This window comes from Nocardia sp. alder85J (assembly GCF_020176955.2).
Lineage (GTDB): Bacteria > Actinomycetota > Actinomycetes > Mycobacteriales > Mycobacteriaceae > Nocardia.
In genome coordinates, this window is sequence record NZ_JAIUCZ020000004.1 from 450484 (window position 1) to 469642 (window position 19159).

Annotated in this window: 17 protein-coding genes; 13 read left to right on the forward strand and 4 right to left on the reverse strand. The window is 70.5% G+C overall.

The window, feature by feature from the left end; translation table 11 throughout:
• Positions 1–24: 24 nt before the first annotated feature.
• From LBW94_RS18050 to truB, 5 genes are all read left to right on the forward strand, one after another.
• Positions 25–1050 carry a DHH family phosphoesterase gene (locus tag LBW94_RS18050; RefSeq protein ID WP_225057232.1) on the forward strand — a complete coding sequence of 342 codons (1026 nt, stop codon included), beginning with the start codon at positions 25–27 and terminating at the stop codon, positions 1048–1050.
• 139 nt (positions 1051–1189) lie between these two features.
• Positions 1190–2551 carry an MATE family efflux transporter gene (locus tag LBW94_RS18055; protein ID WP_416276913.1) on the forward strand — a complete coding sequence of 454 codons (1362 nt, stop codon included), beginning with the start codon at positions 1190–1192 and terminating at the stop codon, positions 2549–2551.
• 100 nt (positions 2552–2651) lie between these two features.
• Entirely contained in the window at positions 2652–3611 is a 960-nt protein-coding gene (locus LBW94_RS18060; protein WP_225057231.1) for a metallophosphoesterase family protein, read from the forward strand.
• Positions 3612–3736: 125 nt separating this feature from the next.
• The gene (gene npt / locus LBW94_RS18065) at positions 3737–4402 is read left to right on the forward strand and encodes a 4'-phosphopantetheinyl transferase Npt (protein ID WP_225057230.1); all 666 of its coding nucleotides are present in this window, start codon (positions 3737–3739) and stop codon (positions 4400–4402) included.
• Positions 4402–5331 carry a tRNA pseudouridine(55) synthase TruB gene (gene truB, locus LBW94_RS18070; RefSeq protein ID WP_225057229.1) on the forward strand — a complete coding sequence of 310 codons (930 nt, stop codon included), beginning with the start codon at positions 4402–4404 and terminating at the stop codon, positions 5329–5331. The genes npt and truB overlap by 1 nt, the downstream gene beginning before the upstream one ends.
• Before the next feature lie 139 nt (positions 5332–5470).
• On the opposite strand, the gene LBW94_RS18075 is transcribed toward truB, so the two are convergent.
• Entirely contained in the window at positions 5471–6133 is a 663-nt protein-coding gene (locus LBW94_RS18075) for a metal-dependent transcriptional regulator (RefSeq protein ID WP_225057284.1), read from the reverse strand.
• A gap of 155 nt (positions 6134–6288) precedes the next feature.
• Between LBW94_RS18075 and LBW94_RS18080 the strand changes: the two genes are divergently transcribed.
• Complete coding sequence (locus tag LBW94_RS18080) at positions 6289–7254, forward strand: bifunctional riboflavin kinase/FAD synthetase (RefSeq protein ID WP_225057228.1); 966 nt, start codon at positions 6289–6291, stop codon at positions 7252–7254.
• A 30-nt stretch (positions 7255–7284) separates the two neighbouring features.
• Here the strand turns inward: LBW94_RS18080 and LBW94_RS18085 are convergent, their stop codons facing one another.
• Positions 7285–8109, reverse strand: a complete 825-nt coding sequence (locus LBW94_RS18085; RefSeq protein WP_225057227.1) for an alpha/beta fold hydrolase — start codon at positions 8107–8109, stop codon at positions 7285–7287.
• Between the two features lie 259 nt (positions 8110–8368).
• On the opposite strand from LBW94_RS18085, the gene rpsO reads away from it, so the two are divergent.
• The 3 genes from rpsO (at position 8369) to LBW94_RS18100 (ending at position 12688) form a co-directional block, all read left to right on the forward strand.
• On the forward strand, positions 8369–8638 hold the full coding sequence (rpsO, locus tag LBW94_RS18090) for a 30S ribosomal protein S15 (protein ID WP_019929824.1): 270 nt from the start codon (positions 8369–8371) through the stop codon (positions 8636–8638).
• Between the two features lie 377 nt (positions 8639–9015).
• Positions 9016–11301 carry a polyribonucleotide nucleotidyltransferase gene (locus tag LBW94_RS18095; RefSeq protein ID WP_225057226.1) on the forward strand — a complete coding sequence of 762 codons (2286 nt, stop codon included), beginning with the start codon at positions 9016–9018 and terminating at the stop codon, positions 11299–11301.
• Positions 11243–12688 carry a M16 family metallopeptidase gene (locus tag LBW94_RS18100; RefSeq protein ID WP_255634118.1) on the forward strand — a complete coding sequence of 482 codons (1446 nt, stop codon included), beginning with the start codon at positions 11243–11245 and terminating at the stop codon, positions 12686–12688. Before LBW94_RS18095 ends, LBW94_RS18100 begins: the two co-directional genes overlap by 59 nt.
• Positions 12689–12740: 52 nt before the next feature.
• Here LBW94_RS18100 and LBW94_RS18105 read toward each other — a convergent pair whose 3' ends face one another.
• Positions 12741–13085 (reverse strand): ArsR/SmtB family transcription factor, encoded by a 345-nt coding sequence (locus LBW94_RS18105; protein ID WP_225057224.1) that lies wholly within the window; start codon positions 13083–13085, stop codon positions 12741–12743.
• A 107-nt stretch (positions 13086–13192) separates the two neighbouring features.
• Here LBW94_RS18105 and LBW94_RS18110 point away from each other — a divergent pair, with 107 nt between their 5' ends.
• Together LBW94_RS18110 and LBW94_RS18115 are read left to right on the forward strand one after the other, a co-directional pair.
• Positions 13193–14401: an MFS transporter gene (locus LBW94_RS18110; RefSeq protein WP_225057223.1), complete on the forward strand. Its 1209-nt coding sequence runs from the start codon at positions 13193–13195 to the stop codon at positions 14399–14401.
• A gap of 139 nt (positions 14402–14540) precedes the next feature.
• A complete protein-coding gene (locus LBW94_RS18115) occupies positions 14541–15944 on the forward strand; it encodes a pentapeptide repeat-containing protein (protein WP_225057222.1) in 1404 nt (467 codons plus the stop codon).
• Between the two features lie 6 nt (positions 15945–15950).
• Here the strand turns inward: LBW94_RS18115 and LBW94_RS18120 are convergent, their stop codons facing one another.
• On the reverse strand, positions 15951–16601 hold the full coding sequence (locus LBW94_RS18120; RefSeq protein WP_225057221.1) for a class I SAM-dependent methyltransferase: 651 nt from the start codon (positions 16599–16601) through the stop codon (positions 15951–15953).
• A gap of 412 nt (positions 16602–17013) precedes the next feature.
• On the opposite strand from LBW94_RS18120, the gene LBW94_RS18125 reads away from it, so the two are divergent.
• Entirely contained in the window at positions 17014–18126 is a 1113-nt protein-coding gene (locus tag LBW94_RS18125; RefSeq protein WP_225057220.1) for an alcohol dehydrogenase catalytic domain-containing protein, read from the forward strand.
• A gap of 269 nt (positions 18127–18395) precedes the next feature.
• The gene (dapB, locus tag LBW94_RS18130; RefSeq protein ID WP_225057219.1) at positions 18396–19151 is read left to right on the forward strand and encodes a 4-hydroxy-tetrahydrodipicolinate reductase; all 756 of its coding nucleotides are present in this window, start codon (positions 18396–18398) and stop codon (positions 19149–19151) included.
• Positions 19152–19159 lie beyond the last annotated feature (8 nt).

Sequence of the window (19159 nt, forward strand, 5' to 3'; positions counted from 1 at the left end):
CGGCCGGCGGCTGATGGGCGAGCGATGACAGCAGAAACCTCGGCCGAGGTACCGGCCGCAGACGTGGCCGCCGCCGTCTCGGCGCTGGCGGCCGCGCGGTCGGTGACCGTGTTGTGTCATGTGCAGCCGGACGCGGACACCCTGGGTAGCGGCCTGGCCCTCGCTCAGGTGCTGCATCGGCGCGGGGTGCCCGTCCGGGTGTCGTTCGCCGAACCCGCCGAACTGCCCGCCTCGATGCGGTCGCTGCCGGGTGTCGAGCACGTGGTGCCCGCCGCGGCGGTGCCCGCCGCGGTGGGGCTGCTGGTCACCGTCGACTGCGGCAGTCGCGGCCGGCTGGGTGCGCTGGCCGACCGGCTGGCCGGCGCCGACGCCGTGCTGGTGCTGGACCATCACCGATCCAACACCCGATTCGGCACGCTCAACGTCATCGACGAGACCGCCGCCTCGACTACCAGCCTGGTGGCCGACATCCTCGATGCCTGGGGTGAGCCGATCGACCGCGACATCGCCCATTGCCTGTACGCGGGGCTGGTCACCGACACCGGTTCGTTCCGCTGGGGTGGTTCCGGTTCGCACGTGCTGGCCGAACGCCTGCTCGCGACCGGTATCGACGGCGGCGGCATCACTCGCACCCTGATGGATTCCCATCCGTTCGGCTGGCTGCCGATGCTGTCCCGGGTGCTCGGTTCGGCCCGGCTGCTGCCCGGCATCGGCGGGGCGGGCCTGGTGTACGCCTTCGTGCTCCGGGAGGATATCGGCGGCCTGCGCTCGGAGGAGACCGAGAGCGTCATCGATATCGTCCGGACCACCGCCGAGGCCGGGGTGGCCGCCGTCTTCAAACAGTCCCGTAGCGCCGCGGACACCTGGATGGTGTCGCTGCGCTCCCGCGACACCGGTGTCGGCACCGGCGACGGGATCGACGTCGCCGCGGTCGCAGGTCGGCTCGGCGGCGGCGGTCATCGCTACGCCGCCGGATACACCACCACCGGCACCCCGGACGATCTGGTGGCCGCGCTGGTCCACGCGCTGGATCTGGTCGCCGCCTCCTGACCCCGTGACCGGGGCGGAGCCGGACCATGCCCGGTCCAGGCACGTCACCCGGCGACCGTGGACAGCGCGGCAGCGTGCCTGCGCCCGTCTCGTACGCTGAGGTGGATGGTGGGTTGTGGCAGGAAGCGGGAAGTTCGGCGTGGTCGAGTCTGAATGTTCCGTCGAGCCCGCGCTCGAGCCGGTGGCCGCCGGGCCCCGGCGGATACTCGGGATCGCGGTGCCGACGCTGGGGGTGCTGGTCGCGGAGCCGGTGTACCTGTTGTGGGACATGGCCGTCGTGGGCCGGCTGGGTGCGCTGGCGTTGGCGGGGCTGGCGGTCGGCGGGCTGGTGCTGGGGCAGGTCAGCTCGCAGCTGACGTTCCTGACCTACGGCACCACCGCGCGGTCGGCGCGGCGGTTCGGGGCAGGCGATCGGCTGGGGGCGATCGCCGAGGGGGTGCAGGCCAGCTGGGCGGCGATCGGCATCGGGGTGCTGATTCTCGTTGTGCTGGAAGCGGTTTCGAGTCCGTTGCCGCGGCTGATCGCGGGCGGGCCGGAGATCGCCGCCGAGGCGTCGCACTGGCTGCGGATCGCCTTGTTCGGGGTGCCGCTGATCCTGCTGACCATGGCCGGCAACGGCTGGTTGCGCGGCGTGCAGCAGACCCGGCGGCCGCTGCTGTACGTGGTGTCGGGACTGGTGGTGTCGGGGGTGTTGTGCCCGGTGCTGGTGCACGGGCTGGCCGGGGCGCCGCGCATGGGCCTGGCCGGGTCGGCGGTGGCCAATCTGGCCGGGCAGGTGGTGGCGGCGGGGTTGTTCCTGGTCGCGCTCGTGCGGCAGCGGGTGCCACTGGCGCCGCAACCGCGGATCATGCGGGCGCAGGTGGTGCTGGGCCGGGACCTGCTGGTGCGCAGCCTGGCCTTCCAGGCCTGCTTCGTATCGGCCGGGGCGGTGGCGTCGCGGTTCGGCGCGGCCTCGGTGGCGGCGCACCAACTCGTGTTGCAACTGTGGAATCTGCTGGCGATGGTGCTGGATTCGCTGGCCATCGCGGCGCAGACCCTGATCGGCGCGGCGCTGGGAGGCGGGGACGTGCCGGGCGCACAGGGCGTGGCGCGGCGGGTCACCGTGTGGTCGACGGTGTTCGCGATGGCGCTGGCCGTGGTGTTCGTGGCGGGTTGGGCGGTGATCCCGCAGCTGTTCACCGGTGATGCCGCGGTACTGGACCGGGTGCACGTGATCTGGTGGTTCTTCGTGGTGCTGATCCCCGTCGCCGGGGTGGTGTTCGCGCTGGACGGGGTGCTGCTGGGCGCCGGTGACGCCGCTTATCTGCGCAACGCCACCATGGCCGGCGCGCTCGTGGGCTTCCTGCCGGTGATCTGGCTGGCGCTGGCGTGCCGGTGGGGGATCGCCGGGATCTGGTCCGGATTGTCGGCGTTCATGGTGCTGCGGCTGGTCGCGGTCTCGGTGCGGGCGCTGTCGGGCCGCTGGACCCGGGTCGGCGCGGAGGTGCCCCGGCCCGCGTGAGGCGGGCGGTTGGTGGGGTTTCCGGCCGTCGTGGGAATCTTGAGTCGGGCGTCGTGGTTGCCGAACGGGACCGTGGCAGCGAGGAGAGAGGTGGCACCGGGTGACTCCGAAGTTGTGGGCCGTGAGCGACATTCATGTCGGTCACCAGGGCAACAAGCCGGTCGTCGAGGGGATCCACGCGGAGTCGCCGGAGGACTGGCTGATCGTCGCGGGCGATGTCGGGGAGAAGACCGACGACATCCGCTGGGCGCTGCACACCCTGCGCGGCCGGTTCGCGAAGGTGATCTGGGTGCCGGGCAATCACGAACTGTGGACCACCGCCAAGGATCCGGTCCAGATGCACGGTGCGCCTCGCTACGACTACCTGGTCTCGATGTGCCGGGATCTGGACGTGCTCACCCCGGAGGATCCGTTCCCCGAGTGGATCGGCGGCGGCGCCGAGGAATTCGGCCGGCCGGTCACGCTGGCGCCGTTGTTCCTGCTCTACGACTATTCCTGGCGGCCCGAGGGCACCACGACCAACGCCGAGGCGCTGGCGCTGGCGCGGGAACGCAATGTGGTCGCCACCGACGAATTCCTGCTGTCGCCGCAGCCGTATCTGACCCGCGACGCCTGGTGCCACGCCCGCGTGCAGTACACCCGGCGGCGACTGGACGCGCTCGCACCGGACACCCCGCTGGTGCTGATCAACCACTTCCCGCTGCTGCGGGAACCCACCCGCACCCTGTTCTACCCGGAATTCGCGCTGTGGTGCGGCACCGATCTGACCGCCGACTGGCACACCCGCTACAACGTGGCCTGCGCGGTGTACGGGCATCTGCACATCCCGCGCACCACCTGGTACGACGGGGTGCGGTTCGAGGAGGTGTCGCTCGGCTATCCGCGCGAGTGGCAGCGCCGCGGCCTGCCGGACAAGCTGTTGCGGCAGATCCTGCCCACCCCGCAGTACGGTCCGGACGACCTCAACGAGTGGGGCGGCCACTTCAAGCTCACCCCCGAGATGTGGGCCGCCGCGGTGAAGATGCGGGAGATGGCCCAGCGCCGTCGCGGGCTGGACTGAGCCTGCGGCCGGGCGATCACGGCGAGGGCCTCGCCGCCCGGCTCGGTAGGCTTTCGATCGGTACGGACGGTTCGAGTCAGGAGGCGGTCATCGAGGAGCGGGCGAGTTCGGTGGGGTCGGCGCGGTTGATCGGGCAGATTCTGCCGGCCGGAGTGGCCTCCGCCGAGTTGCTGGACTATCCGGACGGATTGCCGCCGTTTCCGGGGGAGGAACATCTGATCGCGAAGGCGGTCGAGAAGCGCCGCCGCGATTTCATCGGCGCCAGGTACTGCGCTCGGCAGGCGCTCGCGCAGCTGGGCGAGCCGCAGGTGGCGATCGGCAAGGGGGAGCGCGGTATGCCGCTGTTCCCGCAGGGGATCGTCGGCAGTCTCACCCACACCGACGGGTATCGGGCCGCGGCGCTGGCGCATCGGCTGCGCTGGCGGTCGATCGGCATCGACGCCGAGCCGCACGGCGCTCTGCCGGACGGGGTGCTGGATTCGGTGAGCCTGCCCCCCGAGCGCGACTGGCTGCGCGGCGCGATCCCGGACCTCGGCCTGCATCTGGACCGATTGCTGTTCTGCGCCAAGGAGGCCACCTACAAGGCGTGGTTCCCGTTGACGTTGCGCTGGCTGGGTTTCGAGGACGCGCACATCACCTTCACCGTCGGCGCGTCCGGCGACACCGGCACCTTCCACAGCGAACTGCTGATCCCGGGCCAGGTCGTCGACGGCGGCGCCCCGCTGACCTCGTTCGACGGCCGCTGGGCGATCACCGAGGGGCTGATCCTGACCGCCATCGAGGTGGGCTGATGGCCGAGGCGGCCCGCACCGCACTGGTCGACGCGCTCGGCGGTCTGCTGATCGTCGACAAGGACGGCGGCATGACCAGCCACGATGTCGTGTCCCGGGCCCGGAAGGTGTTGCGCACCCGCAAGATCGGCCACGCCGGGACATTGGACCCGATGGCGACCGGGGTGCTGGTGCTCGGGGTCGAGCGCGCGACCAAGATGCTGGGCCTGCTGACGCTCACCACCAAGGCGTACACCGCGACCATCCGGCTCGGCAGCGCCACCGTCACCGACGACGCCGAGGGCGAGGTGCTGCACACCACCCCCGCCGGGCACCTCACCGATGCCGAGATCGCTTCCGGTGTGACCGCATTGACCGGTGACATCCTGCAGGTGCCCGCCACGGTCAGCGCGATCAAGGTGAACGGCGAGCGCGCCTATGCCCGCGCTCGCGCGGGTGAGGAGGTGCGGCTGGCGGCCCGCCCGGTCACGGTGTCCCGCTTCGATATTCTGGCTCGGCGCGATGTCGACAGCGGTGCAACACGATTCGTCGATCTGGACGTGACGGTCGACTGCACCTCCGGCACCTACATCCGGGCCCTGGCCCGCGATCTCGGCGAAAAGCTCGGTGTCGGAGGACATCTCACGGCCCTGCGCCGCACCCGGGTCGGCCCGTTCACGCTGGAACACGCCCGCACCCTCGCGCAACTGGCCGACGATCCGACGCTGAACCTCGACATGGACGCGGCCGCGCGCCTGGCCTTCCCGCATCGCGCGATCACCGACGCCGAGGCGCACTCGCTGCGCGACGGCCGCTGGCTGGACCCGATCGGAATCGACGGAGTGTACGCGGCGCTCACCGCCGACGGCCGGGCCATCGCGCTGCTGGAGGAGAATGGTGAGCGCGCGGCACCGGTGCTGGTCGTGCGGCCCCGCGGCCTGCTGGACTGAAACTGTTCCGGCCGCCGCGGGTCGATCGCGTCCCGGGTACGGGCGCGATCCGGGCGGCAGGTCGACTCGTGGCGGTGTGCTCGACCCGAACGGCACTGTCCGCAGAGCGGATCTCGCGGTGGTGTGCGGCCGGATCGGCTCAGTGGGTCAGCCAGATGGCTTCGGCGGCGGGGCTGCCCAGGTCCAGCGGCCGGTCCTCGATGCGAATGGCGATGGTGCCCGCGAAGTCCCGGCGTTCCACCACGGTGATGGGTGTGTCGAGGGCGATGCCGACGGTGTCGAAGTAGCGCAGCATCGCCGGGTCGGAATCGGAGATGCGGGCCACCCGGCCGGTCTCGCCGGCCTGGAATCGGCTGAGCTGCCGGGCCGGTGGGGTGGGGACCGCGCCGTCGACCGAAGGGATCGGGTCGCCGTGCGGATCGCGGGCGGGGTGGCCGAGTTTGGCGGCGATGCGGTCGACCAGGGTCTCCGATACCGCGTGTTCCAGCACCTCGGCCTCGTCGTGTACCTCGTCCCAGCTGTAGCCCAGCTCGTTCATCAGGAAGGTCTCGATGAGCCGGTGCCGGCGGACCATGGCGATGGCGGCGCGGCGGCCGTTCTCGGTGAGTGTGATCGCCCCGTAGCGAGCGTGTTCGACGAGTCCCTGATCGGCGAGTTTGCGGACCGCCTCGGACACCGTGGAAGCCGAGACGCCGATCCGTTCGGCCAGCAGTTTGGTGGAGACCTTCTCCTGCGACCACTCCTGGACGGTCCAGATCACCTTCAGGTAGTCCTGTGCGACCGAGGAGAGTACCGGAGCGATCCCGCCGGTGCCCGCGAATTCGGAGGGGACGGCGCTGTCGGCCAGCTCGCGGCGCGTGGCGATGTCTCGTTTTCCGGGCACGATTCAACCTTAGGCAAACCTGCGTCGGTTTCCCACTTCGGCGCGGGCCGAGGCGGTTGCGTAGGCTGCGGTGTGTGCAGAGATGGCGAAGCCTCGACGACGTACCGGCCGATTGGGGCCGGTGTGTACTCACGATCGGAGTTTTCGACGGCGTCCACCGCGGTCATGCCCAGTTGATCAGTCGCGCCGTGAAATCCGCGGCGGTGCGAGGCGTGCCCTCGGTGCTGATGACCTTCGACCCGCACCCCATGGAGGTCATCCGCCCCGGCTCGCACCCCGCTCAGCTGACCACGCTGACCCGGCGCGCCGAGCTGGTCGAGGAACTCGGCGTCGACGTGTTCGTGGTGATGCCGTTCACCCAGGAGTTCATGAAGCTCAACCCCGCCGAGTACGCGCACGACCTGCTGGTGGAGAAGCTGCACGTGGTCGAGGTGGTGGTGGGGGACAACTTCACCTTCGGCCGCCGGGCCGCCGGCACCGTCGAGACCATGCGCGAGCTGGGCACCCGCTTCGGCTTCGAGGTGGACGGGGTGCATCTGATCGGCGAGCACGCCGTGACCTTCTCCTCCACCTACATCCGGGCCTGCGTGGACGCCGGTGACATGTCCGCCGCCGCGGAGGCGCTGGGCCGCCCGCACCGGGTCGAGGGCGTCGTGGTGCACGGCGACGGCCGCGGCCGCCAGCTGGGTTTCCCCACCGCGAACGTGGCGCCGCCGAACCATGCCGCGATCCCCGCCGACGGGGTGTACGCGGCCTGGTTCACCGTGCTGACCCCCGCCCGCGGCGGGATCATGCTCTCCGGTGAGCGGCGGATGGCGGCGGTGTCGGTCGGCACCAACCCCACCTTCTCCGGGCGGACCCGCACGGTCGAGGCGTTCGTGCTGGACGTGGATCTGGACCTGTACGGCCAGCACGTGGCGGTGGACTTCGTCGAGCACCTGCGCGGGATGCACAAGTTCGAGTCGATCGAGGCGCTGGTCGCCGAGATCGACCGCGACGTGGTGCGCACCCGCGAGGTGCTCGTGGCGCAGGGGCACTGAGCCGCTCGGGATCACCGGTGCGAGTGGCGCTTACTGCCGCGACTCGGCGAATTCCAGCAGATCGGCGTTGAGCTGGTCGGCATGCGTGACGTACAGGCCGTGCCCGGCGGTCGGATATTCCCGGTAGGTGGCGTGCGGGACCAGCTTCGCGGTCCGGTGGCCGGTCATCGTGATCACCGCGGACTGATCGGCCGCGCCGTGCACGATCAGTACGGGGATGGTGATCCCGGCCAGATCGGGCCGGAAATCGGTGTCGAAGGTGGCCCGCCACACCGCGATCGTGGCGACCGGCGAGGCGGACAGGCAGCGGCGAATCTCGTTGTCCACCAACGCCGGTGACACATCGTTGCCGAGGTGGGTGGCGAAGTAGCCCTGGGCCCGGTCGGCGAACCACTTGGGCCGGTCCCGCCGCCACTGCGCCACCGACGCCTCGCTCAGTTCGGCCGGGAGCCCTTCCGGATTGTCCTCGGTGAGCTTCAGGAACGGCAGCGTGGCCGACAGGAAGGCCACCCGCGCCACCCGGTCCTCGCCGTGCCGGCTCAGGTAGCGGGCGGCCTCGCCGCCACCGGCCGAATGCGCCACCAGAGTGACGCCGCGCAGGTCGAGGTGCTCGAGCAGCGCAGCCACGTCGTCGGCGCGGGTGTCGGCGTCGTAGCCGGTGCCGGGCCGGTCGGAGCGGCCGTGCCCGCGGCGGTCCGGCAGCACGCAGCGGTAGCCGTGGTCCAGGAAGTACGGCACCTGGTACTCCCACATGTCCGCGTTCAGCACCCAGCTGGACAGGAACACGATCGGTTCCCCGGTCCCGTAGTCCTCGTACGCCAGGCGGGTTCCGTCGGTGGTCTCGAAGTACGGCACGGTGGTCGTCCTCTCTCGTCGTTGTGGAAAGTGGCTTACCGGAACCACATTCGCAGCATCGGCGACGGAAGACGATTACCCGTGAGGTAACGGCGGAACTTCCCGGCAGCGCCGGTCCGGCGGTCCCGGTGCACCGCGATTCGGCCGCCTGGTGGTGGTCCGGTAAGGTGGTCCGTCGGGTTTGCTGCGGTCCGCGGTGGCGCCCGGCCGGGCCCTGTCCCGGAACCTCGAGCGCGGACTGGAACACAGGAGTGAACACGTGGCGCTGACCACCGAGCAGAAGAAGGCGATCCTCACCGAGTACGGTGTGCACGAGAAGGACACCGGTTCGCCGGAGGCGCAGATCGCGATGCTGTCCAAGCGGATCGCCGACATCACCGAGCACCTCAAGAAGCACAAGCACGACCACCACACCCGCCACGGTCTGATGGCGCTGATCGGTCGTCGCAAGCGGCTCTCGAAGTACCTGCAGGAGAAGGACATCGAGCGTTACCGTTCGCTGATCGAGCGGCTCGGGCTTCGTCGCTGAGCTCGAGCGACACGATCTGTTCCCGACAGTTCGCAAGGCAGCCGACGAGGAGGCATACAATCTCCTCGTCGGCCAGTCGTATATGGGCACCTGCTCACCTGTGACGAGGTAGACAAGAGACAGCTGTACACACTCGATCGCGTGGCGTCGGTCTTCGGTAGTGGCTTTTCGGCAGGGTGATTCCGCCGGAGGGCTTCGATCGATGACCGCCTCCGCGTCGCCGGTTCCAAGGGGGACCGGCCGGGTGTACGCGCGTGGCACACAAGAGGTTGGATTTTCGCCGCCGCGCGTCCGCACCGGGTACGGCAGACGGTCACCGGATCGCGCCTGCGTTGTGGCGCTGGATCCGGTGCAGACGAGAGGTTGAGACAAGAAAAATGACAGAAACCGTGACCAGTTCCGCCATCGAGGTCGAGCCGGGCGTGTTCGAGTCGGTCGCTCTGATCGACAACGGCAGCTACGGCACCCGTACGGTGCGGTTCGAGACCGGGCGGCTGGCCAAGCAGGCCGCCGGCGCCGTCGTCGCCTACCTGGACGACGAGACCATGCTGCTGTCGGCCACCACGGCCGGCAAGTCCCCGAAGGACCAGTTCGACTTCTTCCCGCTGACGGTCGACGTCGAGGAGCGGATGTACGCCGCGGGCCGCATCCCCGGCTCGTTCTTCCGTCGTGAGGGCCGGCCCTCCACCGACGCGATCCTGACCTGCCGTCTGATCGACCGCCCGCTGCGCCCGTCGTTCGTCGACGGCCTGCGCAACGAGATCCAGGTCGTGGTGACGGTGCTGAGCCTGGACCCGAAGGATCTGTACGACGTGGTCGCCATCAACGCGGCCTCGGCGTCCACCCAGATCGCGGGCCTGCCGTTCTCCGGCCCGGTCGGCGGTGTGCGCGTGGCGCTGATCGGCACCCAGTGGGTGGCCTTCCCGACCGTCGAGCAACTGTCGGAGGCCGTGTTCGACATGGTCGTCGCCGGTCGCGTGGTGGAGTCCGGCGATGTGGCCATCATGATGGTCGAGGCCGAGGCCACCGAGCACGTGATCGCGCTGATCGACGGCGGCGCGCAGGCGCCGACGGAGGCCGTGGTGGCCGAGGGCCTGGAGGCGGCGAAGCCGTTCATCGCGCGGCTGTGCCGGGCGCAGCAGGACCTCGCGGCGCTGGCCTCGAAGCCCACCGAGGAGTTCCCGCTGTTCCCGCCCTACGGGCCGGACGTCTACCAGGTGGTCGAGAACACCGCCAAGACCCCGCTGGGCCAGGCGCTGTCCATCGCCGGCAAGCAGGAGCGCGAGGAGCGGATCGACGAGATCAAGCTCGACGTGTTGTCCACGCTCGCTTCGGATTTCGAGGGTCGCGAGAAGGAGATCGGCGCGGCGTTCCGCTCGGTCACCAAGAAGCTGGTGCGGCAGCGCATCCTGGCCGACGGCTTCCGCATCGACGGCCGCGGGCTGGCCGACATCCGCGCGCTGTCCGCCGAGGTCGCCGTGGTGCCGCGGGCGCACGGCTCGGCGCTGTTCGAGCGCGGCGAGACCCAGATCATGGGTGTCACCACCCTCGACATGGTGAAGATGGCGCAGCAGGTCGACTCGCTCGGCCCGGAGAAGTCCAAGCGCTACATGCACCACTACAACTTCCCGCCCTTCTCCACCGGTGAGACCGGCCGTGTCGGCTCGCCGAAGCGGCGCGAGATCGGCCACGGCGCGCTCGCCGAGCGGGCCCTGGTGCCGGTGCTGCCCCCGCAGGAGGAGTTCCCCTACGCGATCCGGCAGGTGTCGGAGGCGCTGAGCTCCAACGGTTCCACCTCGATGGGTTCGGTGTGCGCCTCCACGCTGTCGCTGCTGAACGCCGGCGTGCCGCTGAAGGCGCCGGTCGCGGGCATCGCGATGGGCCTGGTGTCCGACGCGGTGAAGAACGAGTCCGGTGAGGACGAGGTCCGCTACGTCGCGCTGACCGACATCCTCGGCGCCGAGGACGCCTTCGGCGACATGGACTTCAAGGTCGCGGGCACCCCCGAGTTCGTGACCGCGTTGCAGCTGGACACCAAGCTCGACGGCATCCCCTCCAAGGTGCTGGCCGGCGCGCTGAACCAGGCCCGCGACGCGCGCCTGACCATCCTGGACGTGATGGCCGAGGCCATCGCCACCCCGGACGAGATGAGCCCCTACGCCCCGCGCGTCACCGCGATCAAGATCCCGGTCGACAAGATCGGCGAGGTGATCGGACCGAAGGGCAAGGTGATCAACCAGATCACCGAGGACACCGGCGCCAACATCTCCATCGAGGACGACGGCACCGTGTTCGTCGGCGCGACCGACGGCCCGTCGGCGCAGGCCGCGATCGACGCGATCAACGCCATCGCCAACCCGCAGCTGCCGAAGGTCGGCGAGCGTTTCCTGGGCACGGTCGTCAAGACCACCGCCTTCGGCGCGTTCGTCTCGCTGCTGCCGGGCCGCGACGGTCTGGTGCACATCTCCAAGCTGGGCAACGGCAAGCGGGTCGCGAAGGTCGAGGACGTGGTCAACGTCGGCGACAAGATTCGCGTGGAGATTGCCGACATCGACAACCGGGGCAAGATCTCCCTGGTGCCGGTGGAAGAAGAAGACACCGCGGATGCCTCCGTCGCCGCCGCTTCCGACAACACAGTCGCGGCCGAGGCCGGTGCCGAGTAACAATTTCGGTGTGACGAAGAAGAAGTCCCGTTCCCCCCTGCTCGGCGCCGGGCAGGGGGGTTCGTCGCTCGGACTCGATGTGACCGACACCGTGACCGTGGACGGCGGCGTCCGCCGGACCGTGCTCCCCGGCGGCCTGCGGATCGTCACCGAACATGTTCCCGGGGTGCGGTCGGCCTCGATCGGGGTGTGGGTCGGGGTCGGCTCGCGTGACGAGGGTCCGACCGTCGCCGGCGCCGCGCATTTCCTCGAGCATCTGCTGTTCAAGGCCACACCCACCCGGTCGGCGCTGGACATCGCGCAGGCGGTGGACGCCGTCGGCGGTGAGCTGAACGCGTTCACCGCCAAGGAGCAGACCTGTTTCTACGCCCACGTGCTGGACGAGGATCTGCCGCTCGCGGTGGACATGGTCTCCGATGTGGTCCTGAACGGGTTGTGCCGGGCCGAGGACGTGAACGTGGAGCGGCAGGTCGTGCTCGAGGAGATCTCGATGCGCGACGACGACCCGGAGGACATGGTCGGTGACGCGTTCCTGACGGCGCTGTTCGGCGACCATCCGGTGGGGCGGCCGGTGATCGGCACCATCGAGTCGATCGAGTCGATGACCGCCGGGCAGTTGCGCAGCTTCCATCAGCGGCGCTACACCCCGGACCGGATGGTGGTGGCGGTGGCCGGCAACATCGACCACGAGCACACCGTGGAACTGGTGTACCGGGCCTTCGCCGCGAAGCTGGATTCGGCCCGGGAGCCCGCGCCGCGGCGTGAGGGCAGCTTCCGCACGCGCGCGCAGCCGCAGTTGCATCGGCTCTACCGCGACAGCGAACAGGCGCATCTGGTGTTCGGCGTGCGGGCCTTCGGCCGGCACGAGGGTTCCCGGCGCTGGCCGCTGTCGGTCCTCAACACGGTGCTCGGCGGTGGCCTGAGTTCTCGTCTGTTCCAACGGATCCGGGAGGAACGCGGGCTCGCGTACTCGGTGTACTCGAGCCTCGACACCTTCGCCGACACGGGCGCCTTCTCGGTGTACATCGGCTGCCAGCCGGAAAACCTGGGCCAGGTCGCGAATTTGGCGCGTGAGGTGCTGGAAGAGGTTGCCGCCGACGGCATCACGGATGCCGAGTGCGCGCGGGCGAAGGGGTCGCTGCGCGGCGGTCTGGTGCTGGGGCTGGAGGATTCCGGCTCCCGGATGAACCGGATCGGCCGCAGCGAACTGTCCTACGGCAACCACCGCAGCGTCTCGGAGACACTGACCCGGATCGACAAGGTCACCACCGACGAGGTGTCGGCGGTAGCGAGACTGTTGCTGGCCCGGCCCGTCGGGGTCGCCGTCGCCGGGCCGTACCGCCGCAACCGGGACCTGCCGGCCCCGGTCCGGCGGCTGGTGGACTGATCCGGCATCCCGGCGCCGCCGAGAACGGTTGCGGCGCCGGGATGCCGGCGGGTCAGTCGCGGGTGTCCGCGCTCGCGGCCTGCGCGTGGTTGGCCGCGCTCACGACCGCCTCGAGCAGTCCGGGCAGGGCGGCGCCGACCTCGTCGGCGCGCAGCCGGGCGTAGGTCTGGCCGTTCTCGGTGATCCGCTCGGTGACCCCCGCCTCGCGCAGCGTCTTGAGGTGGTGGGTGGCGGTCGACTTGTTGATCGTGTCGTAGAGCAGGCCGCATTGCAGGGCTGTGCCCGCATTCGCCAGTCGGCGCACCATCTCGAGGCGCACCGGATCCTGCAAGGCCGCCAGGACCGTCTGCACCGGGCCGACCGGATGGGCCTCCACGACCGCCTTCGTGTCCGTCATGATCACCGTCACAGTGTGCTGCGGTTTGATGGGAATCAAACCAGGATGGGTGGTGTTGGGTTCGATGGTAATCGAACCACCCCGGCCACCTCGATGGAGATGAAACGATGACGGCAACCGTCACCGCCGCGCCCGCCGCCGAGCGCAGCACACAGAGCTGGGCGTACGCGCTGATCCTCGCCGCGACCGGCGTCGCCCTGGGCGTGTCGGGCGTTCCCGCGCCGCTGTACGGCCTCTACCAGAAACAATGGCATTTCTCGCCGCTCACCACGACGGTCGTGTTCGCGGTGTACGCCGTCGCCGCGCTGGCGGCGGTGCTGGTGTCCGGGCGCATCTCGGATGTGGTCGGCCGCAAGCCGGTGCTGCTGGCGGCCTTCGTCACCATGGTGGTCGGGCTGGTGGTGTTCCTGTTCGCCGACGATGTGGCGATGCTGCTGGTGGCGCGGGCGCTGCACGGCCTGGCCGTCGGCTCGACCGTGGTCGCCGGTGCGGCGGCCCTGCTGGACCTGCGGCCGCAGCGTGGCGCCCGGACCGGGCAGCTGTCCGGGGTGGTGTTCAACGTCGGCATGGCGGTGGCCATTCTCGGCTCGGCGTTGCTGGCGCAGTACGTGCCGTACCCGCTGCGCACACCGTATGTGACCATCACGATCCTGTGCCTGCTGGTCGGCATCGGGGTGGTGGCGATGGAGGAGACTCACACCGCCCGGTCGGCCGGACCGGTTCGGATCTCGAAACCGGCTGTGCCGCAGGAGATCCGCGGTGACTTCTGGTTCTCCGCCCTCGGTGTGATGGCGTCCTGGTCGGTGCTCGGCGTGCTGCTGTCGCTGTACCCGACGCTGGCGGCGCAGCAGACCGGCGTGCACAACCTGGTGTTCGGCGGGGCGGTGGTGGCCGCGACCGCGACCGCCGGGGCGCTGGTGCAACTGGTCGCCGCCGGGGTGCCCGCGCGCCGGGCCGCGATCATCGGTGACACCGGTATGGCCATCGCGCTGGTGCTGACCATTCCGGCGCTGGACACGCACAACTGGCTGGTGGTCCTGCTGGCCGGGGTCGTGCTCGGCAGCACCTTCGGCCTCGGCTTCGGTGGCTCGCTGCGGCACCTGTCGAATGTCGTGCCGCCCACCAAGCGTGGCGAGACCATGTCCGCCTACTACCTGCTCGCCTACACCGCGATGGCGCTGCCGACGGTGCTGGCCGGCTGGGCGGCGAGCACCTGGGGGATGAGCCACATCTTCCCGTGGTTCGTCGTGGTGGTCGCCGCGGCCTGCCTGGTGGCGGCCGGAATCGGCGTCCGGGGCAACCGCGCGGCGGTCTGACCCGCACCCGGCGGCCGTCGCGGCTTCCGACCGCGGCGGCCGCCGCATGCGCTCCGGCTATCGCCCGATCATGCTGCGGCGGGGCGGGTTTCGTGGTTACGATGCGGCAATGTGGCAACGCGGGAGACTCGGGGACCGGATGAGCCGGCGACTGCGGCGATCGTCGCTGTTGGTGGCGATCGTGGTCGCCGTGGTCCTCGGGGTGGGGGTGACGGCGGCGGCGTGGTGGCTGTTGCGCCAGGTTCTCGGGGTGGCCGCGGAACCGCCCAGCAAGGCGGATCTGACCAGATTCGCGTTCTCGGTGACCGTCGGGGTCGGCGGCGTGGTCGGATTGGTGGTGGCCTACCGGCGGCAGCGCGATGCCGAGCGCGGCCGGTTCGCGGAGTTGTTCGGCGCGGCCGCACGGCAACTCGGCGACCCCGACGCGGCGGTGCGGATGGCCGGGGTGTACGCGATGGCCGGGGTCGCGGACGAATTCGCCACGCCCGGACGGCGACAGCAGTGCATCGACGTACTGTGCGGATATCTGCGCCTGCCCTACGAACCGGAGTCGGGTGCCAGCCATCTGGCGGCCCGCACCGAGACCAGCGCCGCCGAGGGCACCACGACCGAGCTGAAATATCAACTGCGCGCGAACGATCGGGAGGTGCGCCGGGCCATCGTCGACGTGATCTCCGCCCACCTCCGGCCCGCGGCCGAGGTGTCCTGGTCGGAGCGGGATTTCGACTTCGCCGACGCGGTGCTGGAGGACCCGGACTTCCGGTACGCGGTGTTCGACGGGGAGCGAACGTATTTCGCGCGGACGGTGTTCACCGGCCTCCGGGCCACCACGTTCGAGTCCGCGCGCTTCACCGGCCGCTACGTCAACTTCCGCAACGCCGAGTTCCGGGGTGCGCTCACGCTGTTCCGCGCGGCCGAGTTCGCGCCGCGCGAACCGCGTCGCGGCGAGCAGCGCGGCAGCGGAGTGGTGTTCAGCGGGGTGCGGTTCGGGTCGCCGGTGTCGTTCCAGCAGGCGGTGTTCCGCGGTGAGCGGCTGTCCTTCCCGAACGCGGGTTTCCTCGGCCCGCACACCACCTTCACCGACGTCCGGTTCCTGTCCGGTCACACCGATTTCACCGGCGCCACCTTCGGCGGCGACGAAACCCTCTTCGACAAGACCGAATTCGGCGGTGAGCGGATCTCCTTCGCGGGGGTGCAGTTCTACGCCGACCGCACCACCTTCGCCGAGGCCCGGCTCGGGGTGCGGTCCCGGTGGCGGCGGCCCGGCACCGCCGAGATCGACTTCGGCCGGGTCGAATACCACGGCACGGTCTCCTTCGCCGACGCGGCGCTGGCAGGCGCGGCCGCGTACTTCACCCGCGGTGACTTCTTCGGCGAGATCTCCTTCCGTGGCACGAAATTCGGTGCGCGCGTGGTCGATTTCGACAAACCGAAGTCCTGGGTCGGGGTGCTCACCGACTGGGACGAGGACCCGTCCCGCAAGCCGGACCACATCGCCCCCGCACTGTGGCCGCCCATCCCGCCCGGCGCCACCCCGGTCTGACCCGCGTCAGCGCTTGCGGCCCACCGTGATCACGTCCGGGATCAACCGGTCCGGCAGCGGCCGGTGCACCTTACGCTGATCGAGCACATCGAAACCCCTGTCCCGCAACAGTTCCCGAGTCTCACCCGGCGCCGGCGCGTGGGCCGGGGCCAGGGTGCTGCGGGTGAACTGCCGCAGCCCCCGCGCCACCACGCCGGTGGGGTGCGCGGTGGCGATCACCACCAGGCCGCCGACGCCGAGCACCCGGGCGAATTCGGCCACGGCGGCCGGCTGGTCGAAGAAGTGGAACGCGGTGGTCGTGACGATCGCGTCGAGCGCACCGTCGTCGAAGGGCAGCTGCTCCGCCGTCGACTGCAACCAGGTGACCAGCGGCGTCCGGGCGCGGGCCTGCTCCAGCATGCCCGGGGACGCATCCACCCCGAACACCTGATCCGGCTGCAACTCCCGCTGGATCCGGTCGGCGAGAATGCCGGTGCCGCAGGCGATGTCGGCGATCCGGCGGGACCGGTTGCGGCGCAGCTCGGCGATCGCCTCGTCCTGCGGGGGCCGGTAGAACACCTGCTGCACGACGGCGGTGTCGTAGACCCGGGCGAGCCGGCCGAAGGAACCGGTGATCACGTCGTGGAAACCACGAGTCGGAGCGATGCTGCTGTTCATAGTCCGGTCCCAGTCCTCGAAAGCGGTCGGCCCGTCGGAGTGATCGAGTCGCTCGCATTATCCCGCCGCGCCGATCGGCCCCCACCTGCTGTGCCGATCGGACGCGACCCAACCGGCCGGCTGCGCGTCGATCATCGGGTCCCGGTGTGGCCGATCCGGTCCGATGGCACGTTGTCCCCGCCGACCGGCCTGTTCTTGCGCTGCACCGGTCCCGCGCTGGTGTCCCGGCTCGGCGTCGTCGGCTCAGGGGCGGGCCGGGCACAGCTGCGACCGCTCGCTGCGCGGTGCCACGCCCGGCTCGCCAGGTTTCGGAGGCATGCGATGCGGCCGTTCGTCCTCGGTGGGTGCGCCCGCCCGCGGGCGGTGAGCCCGCTCTGGTGGGCTGTCGTAGGTCGGCGGTAGCGTCGGGTCCATGAGGATTCGCGGAGCCGTACTGGAACAGATCGGGGCGTCCACGCCGTACGCGGACTCGAAGCCGATCGTCGTCTCGGAACTCGACCTCGCCGACCCCGGCCCCGGCGAACTGCTGGTGCGGATCGAGGCGGCCGGTCTGTGCCATTCGGACCTCTCGGTGGTCGACGGCAACCGGGTGCGGCCGCTGCCGATGCTGCTCGGGCACGAGGCGGCCGGGCGGATCGAGCGGGTCGGTGGTGAGGGCGACCTCGCGGTCGGGCAGCGGGTGGTGATGACCTTCCTGCCGCGCTGCGGGACGTGCGAGGGCTGCGCCTCCGGCGGCCGCACCCCGTGCGTACCGGGCAGCATGTCGAACAACGCCGGGGAACTGCTCGCGGGCGGCCGCCGGTTGCTGCGCGATGGTGAGCCGGTCAACCATCACCTCGGCGTCTCCGGTTTCGCCACCCATGCGGTCGTCGACCGCCGGTCGGTGGTCCCCGTCGACGACGATGTCCCGCCGGAGATCGCGGCGGTGCTGGGCTGCGCGGTACTCACCGGCGGCGGCGCCCTGCTGAACTCCGCGAAACCCGGCCCCGGCGATCGGATCATGGTGGTCGGCCTCGGCGGCGTCGGCATGGCGGCGGTGCTGGTGGCGGCCTCGCTGCACAAGGAGTCCGGCAACGAGGTCATCGCGGTCGACACGCTGCCGGAGAAGCTGGCCCTGGCCACCGAACTCGGTGCGACCCGCGTGTACACCCCGGCCGAACTGGCCGAACAGCATGTCCAGGCGGAGGTGGTGGTGGAGGCCGCGGGCAATGTCCGCGCCTTCGAGACCGCCGTGGCCGCGACCGCCCCCGGCGGCGTCACCGTGACCGTCGGCCTGCCGAATCCCGAAGCGCGAGCAAGTATTTCACCGTTGGGCCTGGTCGCCCAGGGGCGCTCGATCGTCGGCAGCTACCTCGGTTCGGCGGTGCCGTCGCGCGACATCCCCGAATACGTGCGCATGTGGCGGGAGGGCCGGCTGCCGGTCGAACGCCTGATCTCGTCCCACATCGGCCTGGACGAGGTCAACCACGCGATGGACGAACTCGCCGCGGGCCACGGGCTGCGTCAGGTGATCCTGTTCGACTGATCGCACCCGCTGGAGCACGGTCGTCGCACCGCGTGCCCGGAAGCAGGCTCGTACCGGATTCGCGGTGCGGCCGGGTGGCGCGGGAGGCGCCCGTGACTTGCCGGAAGCCCGGTGGCGACCGGCTGGGCCGACGCAGCGGCCGGCTCCGCTGTGGCCGGTGGTCCGGTGCGCCCAGCATCACCTGACCGGTGTGCCGGTCGCGGATGTCCGGACCGATAGGCTCTGGAACGGAACGAACATCGATCCGCAGGCATGTGAGGAGTTGGCAGGTGACCACGAACCGGATCCGGGTGGGTGTGCTCGGCGCGCAGGGCAAGGTCGGGCAGGCGATCTGCGCGGCTGTCGAGGCGGCCGCCGATCTGGAACTGGTGGCGCGGGTCGACAAGGACGATGCGCTGGAGACGTTCACCGCGGCCGGCACCCAGGTCGTCGTCGACTTCACCCACCCCGATGTGGTGATGCCGAACCTGAAGTGGCTCATCGACCACGGCATCCACGCCGTCGTCGGCACCACCGGCTTCGACGAGACGCGGCTGGCCGAGTTGCGTGCCCGGCTGGCCGACCACCCCGGGGTCGGCGTGCTGATCGCCCCCAACTTCGCGATCGGCGCCGTGCTGACCATGAAGTTCGCCGAGCAGGCCGCGCGCTGGTTCGATTCGGTCGAGATCATCGAACTGCACCACCCGAACAAGGCCGACGCACCCTCCGGTACCGCGTACCGCACCGCGAACCTGATCGCCGCCGCCCGCGAGGCCGCCGGGGTCGGCCGCAGCCCCGACGCCACCACCACCGCTCTCGACGGCGCCCGCGGCGGCGACGTCGACGGGGTGCGCGTGCACTCGGTGCGCCTGGCCGGCCTGGTCGCCCACCAGGAGGTGCTGTTCGGCACCCAGGGCGAAACCCTCACCATCCGCCACGATTCGATCGACCGCACCTCCTTCGTCCCGGGCGTGCTGCTCGGCGTCCGCCAGATCGCGGGCCGCCCCGGCCTCACCGTCGGCATCGACCCCCTGCTGGGCCTGTGAGCGGCCAC

Bases quoted from the DNA above. Each gene is read 5' to 3' on its own strand.
- LBW94_RS18050 (WP_225057232.1), top strand. From the start codon at position 25: ATGACAGCAGAAACCTCGGCCGAGGTACCGGCCGCAGACGTGGCCGCC.
- truB (WP_225057229.1), top strand. From the start codon at position 4,402: ATGGCCGAGGCGGCCCGCACCGCACTGGTCGACGCGCTCGGCGGTCTG.
- LBW94_RS18095 (WP_225057226.1), top strand. From the start codon at position 9,016: ATGACAGAAACCGTGACCAGTTCCGCCATCGAGGTCGAGCCGGGCGTG.
- LBW94_RS18100 (WP_255634118.1), top strand. From the start codon at position 11,243: ATGCCTCCGTCGCCGCCGCTTCCGACAACACAGTCGCGGCCGAGGCCG.
- LBW94_RS18105 (WP_225057224.1), bottom strand. From the start codon at position 13,085: ATGACGGACACGAAGGCGGTCGTGGAGGCCCATCCGGTCGGCCCGGTG.
- LBW94_RS18110 (WP_225057223.1), top strand. From the start codon at position 13,193: ATGACGGCAACCGTCACCGCCGCGCCCGCCGCCGAGCGCAGCACACAG.
- LBW94_RS18115 (WP_225057222.1), top strand. From the start codon at position 14,541: ATGAGCCGGCGACTGCGGCGATCGTCGCTGTTGGTGGCGATCGTGGTC.
- LBW94_RS18120 (WP_225057221.1), bottom strand. From the start codon at position 16,601: ATGAACAGCAGCATCGCTCCGACTCGTGGTTTCCACGACGTGATCACC.
- LBW94_RS18125 (WP_225057220.1), top strand. From the start codon at position 17,014: ATGAGGATTCGCGGAGCCGTACTGGAACAGATCGGGGCGTCCACGCCG.